A 13590-nucleotide genomic window follows, 5' to 3' on the forward strand; every position below is an offset into this window, starting at 1 on the left:
TTGAATGAAATAAGAAGAGGGACTTTCAGTCCCTCGTAAAACAAACCTCTGCACTTTCAGTGCAGAGTGGTTTAGTTTTTCGTTTTCATTGGAGTTTTATCTATGATTTTTCCTTTCCGGAAGGTGCTTTTTTAGCGTCTTCTTCTTTTTGTTTCTCCTGTTTTTGTTTCTCTTCTTTGGCTTTTTCCTCTTTTTCTTTATTGATTTTTTCCTGTTGCTCTTCTTTTTTCTCTTTAGCTTCCTCTTTCTGTTTTTCCTTTTCCTTCTCTTTTTTTCTGAAATAACCTCTCAACAGAAAGTTATTTTTGGCAGCTTCCATATTATCGCTAAAACCTTTGGTACCGCTTTCCAGATTTGAAAGGGTATTCGAAACGCTATTGGCCATTTTATCGTCGCGAACCAGTCTGGCCAAAGCTCCGTTTCCGTTATTCATACTATGACTAAAAGTGGCAAGTTCGTCAGAAATAATGCCTACATTATCGACACTTTTTTTGACACTTTTCATGATGTCCTGCATTTCTATTCCGTCAATCGAAGCAATGGCACCGTTGTTTTCGATTATTTTTTGTGATTTTATACCGGGAGAAATAGTGAGAACCTTGTCGCCCATCAATCCGTCAGAACCAATGCTGGCGCGAGCGTCTGTTTTGATAAATTTTCTAACATCGTCTTTAATCACCATTAAAACCACTACTGACGAATCATTAATCAGTCTGATTTCTTCGACCGTACCAATGTTAATTCCCGAAAAACGTACATTGTTGCCTACTTCCAAACCGCTCACCGTTTTAAATCGGGAGCTGATGTGAAAGGTGGAGCCAAAGAGGTTTTTTTGTTTGCCTATAAAATAAATGGCCATTATAAAAAGTAACAATCCAATTGCTACAAACATTCCTAATTTCCAGGTATATCCAGATTGTTTATCCATGATTTCTACTATTTATTTTGCGTTATTCAAAAAATGAGCGTACCCATTCGTCTTCGTCTTTTTCCAGTTCTTCATAAGTCCCTTCGGCATGTATTACTCCGTCTTTTAAAACCATAATTCGGTCGGCTGTGAGTTTTGCACAAGCCATATCGTGAGTAATAATGATGGAAGTTGTTTTACGTTTGTGTTTGATATCGAGAATTAATTCGCTGATCTCACGTGAGGTTATAGTGTCTAATCCCGTTGTGGGTTCGTCGTATAAGATAATTTCCGGTTTTAAGATTAATGTTCTGGCCAGACCAATTCTTTTTTGCATTCCGCCTGATAGTTCAGACGGCATTTTATCTATAGCATCCGCCAAACCAACATTATCTAAAGCTTCCATGACTTCAGTTTCAACTTCTTCCGGCGTTAAGTTCTGTTTGTGTTTTTGTAAAGTGAAAGCCAGATTTTCGCGTACCGACATGGAGTCATACAGTGCACCGCTTTGAAATAAAAATCCAATTCGAACCCTAATCTGATTTAGCTCAGGTTTCTTCAGGTTTAATACATTTTCGTTAAAGACTTTTATTTCGCCCTGATCGGGAGTTATTAACCCCACAATACATTTTATGGTGACCGATTTTCCCGAACCGGAACGCCCAAGAATCACTAAATCTTCTCCTTTATTCACCGTTAGATTTACACCTTGCAGAACAGTATTGTTTGTACCAAAAGTCTTGTGCAAATCCCTGATCTCAATGATTGGAGTTTTGCTTTCTGCTTTAGTTTTAAGTGCTGTATTTTCTTTTTCAGTAATCATCTTTAAAAGAATAAATCGGTTATTTGAACGGCAATCATATCGAGTATAAAAATGGTAAGCGAAGCCGTTACAACTGCTGAATTTGCTGCTTTCCCCACACTTTCAGTCCCATTAGAGGCATTAAATCCTTTAAAACATCCAATCATTCCGATAAAGAATCCGAAGAAGAACGTCTTAATGGTTGCAGGAATCAGATCCAGATATTTCAGTGATTGTAAAATTTGAGTCAGATAGCGATAGAAATTAACATCACCGTGGATATTAATTCCAACGAAACCACCAATAATGCCCACAGCATCTGCAAAAATGACCAAAATGGGAACCATTAAGGTACAGGCTAAAATTCTGGTTACGACCAAATAGTTGTAAGGATTAATTGCCGAAACTTCCATCGCGTCAATTTGTTCGGTTACTTTCATCGATCCCAATTCGGCACCAATTCCTGAGGAGATTTTTCCGGCACAAATTAAAGCAGTAATTACGGGAGCAATTTCTCTTATTAAGGAAAGGGCGACCATTCCGGGCAACCAGGATTCCGCTCCAAAATTGACCAGTGTAGGACGAGATTGAAGGGTGAGTACCAATCCCATAATAAAACCGGTTATGGCTACTAAAGGCAATGATTTATATCCAATTACATAACATTGTTTTATAAACTCTTTGGCCTCATAAGGAGGAACGAAAACTTCCTTAAAAAACTGCTTCGCAAACAAAGTTGCATTTCCTATTTCGGTGAAAGTATTTTTTAGAGAGAGAATCAAAATAATAGGTTTTTAGTATTAAATCGAAAATGAAACAACATAAATCTTAAAAGACAGTTGTAGCCTTTATGATCAAAGATTAAAGTTACTTGATAACTACAGAAGAAATCTTACATAACTTTTTTTGAAGTTTATATAATTAGCATTGTATGAGGAAAATAAAAGCAGAAAAGTTACGTTAGGGGGTGAAACAAAAAAATCCCTTTGTTTGAAAAGGGATTTTTGACGTTTTGAGTTTCAGGTTTATTGTTAAGACTGCGTCTGAAAGCTATAATATTTTCGTGTTATAAGTGCTATGGGAAGACCGATGCAGAACATCAGGATCAACATGGAAAGGAATAACGGGAAATCTAAGTGTTTTTCGGGAAGCACAGGAAAGGTAATAGGCAGCACAATTAAATTCATAATGATCCACACAAAAATTCCATAAAGGAATCCGGAAACAATTGCACTTTTTTTGAGAAAAGGCAGATAAGGATAAATAGTAAAATAAAACCAGGCAAAGCTTAGCGCAATTAAGTAATGGAATCCAAGACCGAAGAGGGCCATTATTGAGCCTCCACTGTAGGCTTCCTTTTTAAAAACACCGCTTGCAATGGATTGCAACAGTTTTATTGCAGTGGTTTTTTGGAGTATAAAAGCATAAACTGTAATGGCTGCCGTCACGTCTAATGTTCCGGCAACAAGCCAGGCAGTTAAAATGGTTTTGGTTTTGGATTTCATAGGTTAGTTTTTTACAACATTATAAATGTTCTTCAATTGATTTAAATGTCTTTTGGCATGCACGTTACAAAAAAATAATAATTCGTAGATCGTTAAATTTCCAATACCCGGTATTTCAAAATCCATACAGGTGAGTGTTAAATCATAATTTTCGGCAATATGCTGCATTTCTTTTTCAATTCTTTGAAGACTTGAAATCAGCTCCGTTTTATCATACTCGCGGTCTTCCGGATATATAAAATCAGGGGAGTCGTATTTGGTACTGAAATCGAGAAATATCCCTTGAAGCGCTGGAATTTTTTCATCATAGTTTGCTGCTAGTTTTTGGGTATTAGCCTCGCAAACCTGACGCAGTCCTGAGGTCGATTTTATAATATGACGGGCAACCTGTCCGCCAGTCCAGCTACCTTCAAACGGTACTTGATTGACTTCGCTTTGCGTAAAAAGAGAAACAGTATCGGAAAATTGTCCGAAAGTCGTCTCGATATCTTGTTTTAATTCTGTTTTCATAATTTTTTGTTTTTTACTCTATTATAGAAGTGATCCACCAGACATTTCCAAACGGGTCAGTAACACCACAAGTTCTGCCGTACTCTTTATTGCTGACTCCCATTATGCTCGTAGCACCATTTTCTAATGCTTTTTTATAGGTTTCGTCCACGTTGGGTACATACACAAATAGATTAGCGGTTTGTCTTGACCAGTCTTCAACTACGTCTGTAACCATGATAGTACTTCCGGTTATGATAATTTCTGCATGCATAACTGTTCCGTCTTCGCGTAGTACATGATCGGAAGAAGTTGTTGCATCAAAGACTTTTTGAGTAAATGTTATAAATTGCGATGCGCCATTTAAAATCAAATAAGGCATTATGGTCTGATGTCCGGATGGTAAATTCATTTGGTTAGATTTGAAGGTTGATAGTGTTTCAAATTTACAAATTTTATCAATAAAACTTTATCAATCAGCTTTTTGTCGTTTTTTTGGACTCACAAAAGAACTTCACAATGAAAGCCATAGGAATCAAGAAGTTCTATTATTCTTTGATTTGAAATTGACGATGCATGAACGCGTAAAATTCTATCACAGTCTTCTAAATCAAAATTAATATGACTGTTTGGAAAATGTTCAAGAAGTTTCTCCACAATCAGTAGAGATTGCCCGATTTCCTGAACATTTGTTTTATAAACTTCTATCATCATTTCAGGAGGTTATAAAGCGATGTTTTTATAACGCTCTATTTTATGATAATAAACGTAAGAAATCGCCAGAATTACTAAAAAGATTAAAGGAAAGAAGGCCTGGAAATTGATGCCGTCTACTGCAGCGTGACTGATGGAAGCAAAAATAAAGTCGAAGCCAAAACCAGCGTAAGCCCATTCTTTTATGTTTTTTGGAATGGAAGGAATCACCAGGACTAAAACACCAAGAATTTTAAAGACAACTAAGGCATTTCCGAAATACTCAGGATAGCCCAAATGTCTGATTCCTTCTTTTGCTAATTCGGTTTGTGAAGTTAAGGCCGGCATTACACCTTCGAATAAAAAGATAATAGTAGTAGTGATCCAAAAGATAATTTTTGCTTTTTTCATGGGATAGTTTTTAAATGGTTGTTAATTAATTCATTACAAACTTACAATTCTTATCTTTTGAACAGACTACACATTTACGACTATTTTAGGGGCATTTGGGACAGAGAGGGAGGATTTCTGATTTTAGATTTTAGATTTATGAGTTTAGATTTTAGAGCCAAGAGGCAAGAGTCAAGAATATAGAATAAAGAATAAAGAGAATAGATTTTGAAACTTGAAACTTGACTCTTGACTCTTTCTTCTTTACTCTTGAAACTTGAAACCTGAAACCTGGAGTTTGGAATTTAAGATTTGGAATTTGCTCCCAAAACATAGTTTTTAATGACAAATAAGTCTTCGAAACCTAATCTCGTGTAGATGTCTTTTCCCATGGCAGAAGCTTGTAACTGCACGTAATCCCCATTTAAATCGATGGAGAGATTTAACGCATATTTCATGATTTCCTCAGCAAAACCTTTTCGGCGCATTTCGGGAATTACTCCCAAACCATGAATTCCAACCACATTTTCGGTGTGAAACAACATAAATGTTCCGATAGGTTGATTGTTTAAAGAAACCAGGTAAAACTGAACATCGTGATGATTATGAATCAGGATTTCTTTGCTAATCACATAACCAAAAGCATGAGGATACAGATCTGCCCATATTTTAGCGTCCTGTTCAGTGGAAACTCTGTTAAAACTCAGATTGTTTTGAAGTGCAAATTTCTGATCTAATTTTAAAGCCATCGCAACCTGTTCACTTTTTAATGAGAAACCATAGGCATCTAGTATTTCATACGATTTTGTTCCGTAGATATCCCAATAAGCGAAGGCTAATTCTGAATTGGCCTGCATGGTTTTAGTAATTTCACCGATGTCATTTTTAGAAATGTCTTTTTGAAACCACAATTTATTAGGCCAGCCTGAATTTTCGACTTTGCTATATTCAAAAAGAGGAGTTGCATGGTAGGATAGGAAAGAGGAACTAACCGTTTTCCACATTCCGGTAAGATTATTTAAGTTGTCTTCGATTAAGTTTATATTTTTCATTTGAATAGTGATTATAAGAATATAAGACAAAGATACTTGCGGCTTTTATAGGAAACCTTTACATATGTTGATTTACAAATCTTTTTCGAGATTTTTTCGGATACGGCTTAGCTGAGTAGGGGTAATCCCTAAATGGGAGGCGATGTGAAGCAACGGAATGCGGTCTGCAATATCCGGATGTTTGGATAGAAGATTTAGGTATCTCTCGGTAGCATTTTGCATGACTAAAGCAATTTCGCGTTGTTCCTTTTCGATTACCCAGTTTTTTTCCAAATAGGCAATGTAATAATTTTTGAGATCGTTATTCTGTTCAATCAGCGCTCGGTATTTTTTGTAGTTAAGCTGAATCAGGATAGAATCTTCGAGGGCTTCTATGGTGAAGTGAGAAGCAGTTTGCTGCAGTAAAGAAGCCTTTGAACCGGCAAAATCACCTTCAAGAAAAATATTTTTGTTATAGAGGGTACCCGCCGCATCGGTGATATAAGCCCGTAAAGCGCCTTTGATTATAAAATATATTTCCTTTGCAATTTGTCCGTTTTGAAGTAAAATGTCTCCTTTTTTAATGGATTGAATTTCAGCAATAGCTGCAATTAATTCCCAGGAAGATTCTGAAATAGGAGCGTAGCCTTCGAAGTTTATCTTTAAATCGTTGAGGTACTTATTTTGATTGATTGACATTTTGATTGAAGTTTTTCCTATCAAAAATAAGGAAATATTGTGGATTATAAGGTACGCAGATGACGCGGATTCGCTATCGCGAAGACACGGATTGACGCTGATTTTTCTCTCTCATTTTGCAGAACGAGAAAAAAACCGCTAAAAACGTAAAAGTTATTTAGCGGTTTAATGGAAAAAGTTCTTCACATTTTAGAGTTTAATCGGCGTAATGATAAATACTTTTTTTAATGGTATCTTTTATTTTTTCAAGCGTTACTTCGGTTACACCGCCTTCATAATTCATACTAATAAGGACTTTATCTTTGATGATTTCGTAGTCAATTGAGATCAATCCATTTTTATTTACCGGTACAGATTTGCTTTCGTTTGGGATGGAACTTAAAAAATAAGCAGATTCTTCAACCTCTTTATTTTGGATAATATTTTGATAGACCTGAGCAAGATCCGTACCTTTCAAGATACATTCTCTTCCGGACCCCATTTCTACTTCAACATCCTTACAATCTTCTTTTTTCTCTTGTGTTTCTTTTTTTACAGCAGGGCTTGTTTTTACCGGTTCTTTTACCGCTTTTGCTTCTTTCTCTGAATTGTTTTCTTTACAGTTTGTAAATAGTAATGCTAAAATTGCAAGGCATGCGATTCTTTTCATGGGATTTAATGTATTGATTAAGAGGTTTGTTTTATTAATATTCGATACGATATTCATTCTTTGGAGCCGTTTTTTGAGGGCTTGACAATTTCAAAAGTAAGAAATATTGCGGATTATTGGGTACGCGGATGACGCGGACTAACACTGATTTTTTTATTCTCGTCATTTTTTATGCGCAACCTTGTCATCCTGGCGAAGGAAGGATCACACAAGTAACTCCGTACAGAATGTCGTCAATCTTTGTCGAATCCCACATGTGATTTGCTTCGCCTATTCAGTATCGCTCGAGTTTCCCTTCGGTTGAAATGACAAAAATGAGAATAAAAAAATCAGTGTTAGTCCGCGCTTCCGCAAGGCGGATCCGCCGCATCCGCGTGCCATAAAAAAACGCCATGAAACTATAAGTCTCACAGCGTTCTCCTCTCAAAAAAATAAATAATTAACGGGTATTATTTCCAGCCACCACCTAAAGCACGATACAACTCGGTATTGGCAGATAGCTGCTCTCTTTTTATGTTAGCCAGTTCTAGCTCACTTTGTAATAAATTAGATTGCGCGGTAAGCACTTCAAGATATTCCGCCATACCATTTTTGAACAACAAATTGGCATTTTTTATCGCTTGCTGCAGCGTTTTTACACGTTGTTGCAAAAAGGATTCCTGTTGCTGCAATTTCTCTACTTTTACCAAAGCATCTGATACTTCACTAACTGCTACTAAAACGGATTGTCTAAAATTCAGAACCGCTTTTTCCCTTTCGGCAACGGCGATATGGTATTGTGTTTTTACTTTTTTATTATTCAGCAAAGGCTGTGTCAATCCTCCTGCAAGAGTTCCGAACAAAGAGGCCGGAATATTGAACCAATTGCTGGCTTCGAAGGAGTTTACACCACCCTGAGCTGTAATTCTAAGTACCGGATACAAATTGGCTTTTGTAATTCCTACGCTGGCATTCGCGGCTTTAAGAGCTAGTTCGGCGCTTTTTACATCCGGTCTGCGGCTTACTAACGAAGACGGAATCCCAATGGCGGTATTGTTTTTAACTTCTAAAGCACTCAAACGAATACTTCTTTGTTTGGAATCCGGAAAAGATCCTGTCAGAACACTCAAAGCATTTTCCTGAATCGCAATGTTTTGTTCCAATAGCGGAATCAGTTGCGCGGCGTTTAATTTTTGTGCTTCCGATTGTTGAATCGCCAATGAAGTGACCTGACCGGCATCGTATTTTAATTTGATAATAGAGGTGGTACTATCATTTAATTTTAGATTTTGTCGGGCAATATCCAACTGTGCGTCCAGCATTAAAAGATTGTAATATCCCTTAGAAACATTAGCAACAATGGTAGTCTGTAAAGCTTTTTTAACTTCTTCTGACTGCAGATAACCCGCAAAAGCTTCTTTTTTCTGGTTCTTTATTTTTCCCCAAATATCGGCTTCCCATGAAAGTGTCGCTCCGGCTGTGAAGTCATTAATATGATTCTGACCCAATGCCTGACCTAAATTCTTTCCGGTAAAACTATTGTCTGACGGATTGCTGGTGCTTGCCGCTACCGATAAATTGACTTCAGGGACATTTCCCCATTTGGACTGTGTGAATCGGTAATGTGCAATCTCGATATTTTTAGTCGCAATTTGCAGGTCGTTGTTTCGGGCAACCGCGCTGTCTATTAATTGAATAACATCTTTTTCGGTAAAGAAGTTTTTCCACTCCGTATCTCCAATACTGGCCGTGTCTTTTGAAACCGATGCATTCCTGAAATTTTCAGGAAATGCATCTTTTGGAGTTTCAATATCCTTCGAAACCTTACAGGATATTAACGTTGTGATCAAAATGGCGATCATTACGATTTTGGTTATATGATTTTTCATTTTAGGTGTTGTCATTAAATTTCTGTACAAGTATCTTTTCTGCTTTCAAGATCTCTTGAAATTTTATAGGAGATGTATCCGATGCCAATGATAATGGCTACGAGTACGGTTGTGATATAGTTTTCCATTTTTATTTTTCTTCGTTATGAATTACGGCTACCGGTTTTCCGGAAACCTTTTCTTGTAAATATTGGAAGATGACGAATAATACCGGGATGATAAACAATCCTAGAATTACCCCTGAAATCATACCTCCTGCGGCACCAATACTAATCGAATGGTTACCTTGTGCTGATGGTCCTTTGGCACTCATCATTGGAATTAATCCCACAACAAAAGCGAGTGACGTCATGATAATTGGTCGCAAACGCAGTTTTGCAGCATCTATTGAGGCCATCACCAATGCCTGACCGGATTTTCTTTTCTGAACGGCAAACTCCACAATCAGAATGGCATTTTTAGCGAGCAGTCCGATTAACATTACCAAAGCAACCTGTACATAAATGTTGTTTTGAATTCCGGTGAAACCAATAGCCACAAATACTCCAAAAATACCTGCAGGAATAGAAAAGATTACCGCCAAAGGCAAAATGTAACTTTCGTACTGTGCAGCAAGTAAGAAATAGATGAATATCAAACACAGTAAGAATATCGTTGCGGATTGTCCTCCTGAAGAAATCTCTTCACGGGTTTGTCCCGAAAATTCAAAACTATAACCTGCAGGTAAATGTTGTGCAGCAACTTCTTCTATGGCTTTAATGGCATCCCCCGAACTAAATCCAGGTTTCGGAATGGCATTTATCGAAATCGAATTAAACAAATTATACCTGGAAGCTGTTTCAGAACCATAAATACGGCTTAGTTTCACCAAAGTATTTATTGGAACCATTTCTCCGGTTTTGTTTTTTACAAAAACACGGTCAATAGAAGATGGGTCAGCTCTGTCGGCAATATCTGCCTGAACAACTACTCTGTAATATTTACCAAATCGGTTAAAGTCAGAAGCTTGTGCGCTACCAAAATAAGTCTGCATCGTTTGTAAAATGTCTTTTACATTTACCCCCAGCTGATTGGCTTTTTCGTCATTAATATCCAGTTGCAACTGCGGATAATCGGCTTTGAAACTCGTAAAGGCCATTGCAATCTCCGGACGTTTCATTAATTCTCCGATAAAGCTTTGAGAGACACCGCTAAACTTATCCAGTTTACCTCCGGTTTTATCCTGTAGCACCAAATCCAAAGCTTCAACGTTACTAAATCCGGGAACAGTTGGGAAACTAAACACGAAGAAACTTCCGCCTGTAATGGTCCCTAATTTTCCTTGCACATCGGCCATTATTTCGTCGATTCCTTTGATTTTTCCGCGCTCTTCATCCGGTTTAAGCAAAACAAAAATAACTGCTGACGATGGACTTGTAGAATTCGTTAATAAATTGAATCCTGAAATCGCTGTTACAAATCGTGATGATTCGTCGTTTCTTAGTAAATTCTCTGCCTGTGTCATTACTTTTTGTGTTCCGTCAAGAGAAGTTCCTGAAGGAGTATTTACCGCAATCGCAATAAATCCCTGATCTTCCGTTGGAATAAATCCTGTAGGAGTCGTTTTTACCAACAGAATGGTTGCTGCTGTAATTAAGGCCAGACCACCTAAGCTTAACCATTTGCGGCGAATTAAAAATTTAATACCACCTACATAACGATTCGTCAAAGATTCGAAGCTGCTGTTGAATGCGGTAAAGAACTTTTCTTTAAATCCTTTTTTAGCGAAAGCTTCATTTTCGTTTCCTTGTGCACCGTGATTATCTTTTAAGAATAAGGCAGCAAGCGCCGGGCTTAAAGTCAAGGCATTCACAGCCGAAATTACAATTGCAATCGCCATCGTAAAGGCAAACTGACGATAGAAAACTCCCGTAGAGCCTTCCATAAAACCAACCGGCAGGAATACAGCAGCCATTACCAGCGTAATCGAGATAATAGCACCCGTTATTTCGTGCATTGCTTCATGTGTGGCTACTTTTGGAGACAAATGTTTGTGCTCCATTTTGGCATGCACGGCTTCGACGACTACAATCGCGTCATCTACCACAATACCAATCGCCAGAATTAAAGCGAAAAGTGTTAGAAGATTGATCGAAAATCCGAATAACTGCATGAAGAAGAACGTTCCTAAAATTGCTACAGGTACAGCAATAGCCGGGATTAATGTTGATCTAAAATCTTGCAGGAATATAAATACAACAATAAATACTAATATAAATGCTTCGATTAAAGTATGTTCTACCTGTTCTATCGATTGATCCAGCGATACTTTGGTACTATAGAAAATATTTTGTTTGATCCCTTTTGGAAAATCTTTAGATGCTTTTTCCATCAGTTTGTTAATCGCGATCTGAATGTCATTGGAGTTAGAACCCGCCAATTGAATAATACCGATTACAACTCCTTTTTTACCATTCAAACGCGTTAAACTGTTGTACGAATAAGCGCCAAGTTCCACTCTTGCAACGTCTTTTAAGCGAAGTACCGAACCATCTGCATTAGAGCGAATAGCAATATTTTCATATTCTTCCGGTTTGGTTAGTTTTCCTTTGTATTTGATTACGTATTCGAAAACTTCTGTACTTCTTTCCCCAAATTTACCCGGAGCAGCTTCCAAACTTTTGTCCTGAATAGCACTCATGATTTCGTTTGGCGTCACTTTGTAAGTTGACATTTGTGTCGGATTCAGCCAAACACGCATCGAGTAATCTTTTACACCTCCAAAAATACTGGCCGATCCTACTCCCGGAATACGTTTAATTTCAGGAATAATATTGATTTGGGCATAATTGGCCACAAACGTCTGATCGTATTTCGATTCATCCTCGGTGTACATACCGATGGCCATAATGAAACTGTTTTGTTGTTTCGCAGTGATCACCCCTTGCTGTACCACTTCGGCAGGCAATTGACTGGTCGCCTGTGCCACCCTGTTTTGTACATTTACGGCTGCCTGATCGGCATCGGTACCTAATTTAAAGAAAACAGTAATGGCTAACGATCCGTCGTTACTGGCCGTAGAGCTCATGTAAGTCATGTTCTCAACCCCATTTATAGATTCTTCTAAAGAGGGCGCTACCGAACGTAAAACCGTTTCGGCATTAGCTCCCGGATAAACCGCCGTTACCAAAACCGATGGCGGTGCAATATCAGGAAACTGTTGTAAAGGCAATTTCGTAAGTCCAAGTACCCCCAGGATCACCAATAAAATGGAGATTACGGTTGCCAGTACAGGTCTTTGTATAAATATTTTGAACATTTGCGTGTAAATTATTTTTTAGTGATTACTTGGGCAACTTTTGTAGCCGGTTTTTCAGGCTGAATGACCTGACCTTCCTGAAGTTTATCGATACCGCTTAATACAATCTGATCACCTGATTTGATACCATCTTTAATTAAATAGTTTGTACCGCTTTTACCAATAACCGTGATCGGCATTTTGTTGACTTTATTTTCTTTGTTAACGGTGAAAACAAAAACTTTGTCCTGCATTTCAACAGTAGCCGATTGTGGTACCAAAAGAGCATCGTCATGGTGAAGTCCTAATCGAATTTTTCCGGTGTTTCCTGAGCGTAAAGACCCTCCAGCATTGGGAAAAGTAGCTCTTAACGTAATAGCTCCCGTGGTTTTATCAAACTGACCGTCTACCATATCGATTTTTCCGGTTTGAGGATACGCATTATTATCGGCTAAAATCAAAGTTACAGGAGGCAACTTTTTGATTTTATCACCCAGGCTGCTGCCGGCATATTGTGCTTTAAAGTTGATAAAATCGGTTTCTCCCAAAGAGAAATAAGCAAAAACTTCATGCACATCAGATAAGTTGGTTAAAGGTTCAACATCCGTTGCCGAAACTAAACTTCCTTGTTTTTTAGGTAATCTTCCAATGTAGCCGCTTACAGGAGCTGTAACATTAGTATATCCAAGATTAATTCTGGCCGATCCTACCATTGCTTTAGCCTGTTCGATATTGGCAGCAGCAATTTTTTGAGAAGCCTTGGCCGTTTTTAACTGATAATCCGAAACTACTTTGTTTTGAACTAATGGAGTCAATTTATCTACTTCCAATTGTGCGTTGATTAAAGCCGCTTCAGCAGCGTGCAAATTAGCCAGCGCATTGTTTAATTGTTCACGGAAGGGACGTTCGTTTATTTTGAATAAAGTCTGACCTTTATTGACATAAGCACCTTCGTCTACAAAAACTCTTTCCAGATTTCCGCTTACCTGAGGGCGAATTTCAACATCAACAGTACCTTGTATAGAGGCAGGATATTCGGCGTCTGTAGTAGTGTTTTCGCTTGTAATAGCGGCAACAGGTAATAATGGTGCAGCGGGAGCTGCCGGGGCTTGCGATTTATCTGCACAACTGCTTAGTACGAGTGCCAGAATAAAACTGGTTATGATAACATTTTTCATTTTATTATTGGTTTTAAATTGTTGAACATTCTTTTGGATTAATTGATGTGGTATTCTGGCATTCCGGGAATTCATATTTAATTATATTAAATTATCTAACGT

General features: G+C 37.8%; 13 protein-coding genes. All 13 read right to left on the reverse strand.

Translation table 11 applies throughout. The annotated features are described in order from the left end of the window. Positions 1-100 precede the first annotated feature (100 nt). Positions 101-928, reverse strand: a complete 828-nt coding sequence (locus tag JO950_RS18655; RefSeq protein ID WP_202703989.1) for an MlaD family protein — start codon at positions 926-928, stop codon at positions 101-103. A gap of 22 nt (positions 929-950) precedes the next feature. Continuing rightward, a complete protein-coding gene (locus JO950_RS18660; protein ID WP_202703990.1) occupies positions 951-1730 on the reverse strand; it encodes an ABC transporter ATP-binding protein in 780 nt (259 codons plus the stop codon). A 2-nt stretch (positions 1731-1732) separates the two neighbouring features. Continuing rightward, positions 1733-2491, reverse strand: a complete 759-nt coding sequence (locus JO950_RS18665) for an ABC transporter permease (protein WP_202703991.1) — start codon at positions 2489-2491, stop codon at positions 1733-1735. A 249-nt stretch (positions 2492-2740) separates the two neighbouring features. After that, positions 2741-3214: a DUF1440 domain-containing protein gene (locus tag JO950_RS18670; RefSeq protein ID WP_202703992.1), complete on the reverse strand. Its 474-nt coding sequence runs from the start codon at positions 3212-3214 to the stop codon at positions 2741-2743. Positions 3215-3217: 3 nt separating this feature from the next. Continuing rightward, complete coding sequence (locus JO950_RS18675) at positions 3218-3724, reverse strand: DinB family protein (protein WP_202703993.1); 507 nt, start codon at positions 3722-3724, stop codon at positions 3218-3220. A 13-nt stretch (positions 3725-3737) separates the two neighbouring features. Continuing rightward, positions 3738-4115: a VOC family protein gene (locus JO950_RS18680; protein ID WP_202703994.1), complete on the reverse strand. Its 378-nt coding sequence runs from the start codon at positions 4113-4115 to the stop codon at positions 3738-3740. 311 nt (positions 4116-4426) lie between these two features. After that, positions 4427-4807 (reverse strand): DoxX family protein, encoded by a 381-nt coding sequence (locus tag JO950_RS18685; protein WP_202703995.1) that lies wholly within the window; start codon positions 4805-4807, stop codon positions 4427-4429. A 284-nt stretch (positions 4808-5091) separates the two neighbouring features. Continuing rightward, on the reverse strand, positions 5092-5838 hold the full coding sequence (locus JO950_RS18690) for a GNAT family N-acetyltransferase (RefSeq protein ID WP_202703996.1): 747 nt from the start codon (positions 5836-5838) through the stop codon (positions 5092-5094). Between the two features lie 72 nt (positions 5839-5910). Then, the gene (locus tag JO950_RS18695) at positions 5911-6516 is read right to left on the reverse strand and encodes a Crp/Fnr family transcriptional regulator (RefSeq protein ID WP_202703997.1); all 606 of its coding nucleotides are present in this window, start codon (positions 6514-6516) and stop codon (positions 5911-5913) included. Positions 6517-6712: 196 nt separating this feature from the next. Continuing rightward, positions 6713-7165, reverse strand: coding sequence for a hypothetical protein (locus JO950_RS18700; protein WP_202703998.1), 453 nt, complete (start codon positions 7163-7165; stop codon positions 6713-6715). A 449-nt stretch (positions 7166-7614) separates the two neighbouring features. Beyond that, a complete protein-coding gene (locus tag JO950_RS18705; protein WP_202703999.1) occupies positions 7615-9033 on the reverse strand; it encodes a TolC family protein in 1419 nt (472 codons plus the stop codon). 130 nt (positions 9034-9163) lie between these two features. Continuing rightward, positions 9164-12331, reverse strand: a complete 3168-nt coding sequence (locus tag JO950_RS18710) for an efflux RND transporter permease subunit (protein WP_202704000.1) — start codon at positions 12329-12331, stop codon at positions 9164-9166. Between the two features lie 11 nt (positions 12332-12342). Next, a complete protein-coding gene (locus tag JO950_RS18715) occupies positions 12343-13563 on the reverse strand; it encodes an efflux RND transporter periplasmic adaptor subunit (RefSeq protein WP_202704001.1) in 1221 nt (406 codons plus the stop codon). Positions 13564-13590: the final 27 nt, after the last annotated feature.

It is taken from the genome of Flavobacterium sp. UGB4466, assembly GCF_903469665.1.
Taxonomy (GTDB): domain Bacteria; phylum Bacteroidota; class Bacteroidia; order Flavobacteriales; family Flavobacteriaceae; genus Flavobacterium; species Flavobacterium lipolyticum.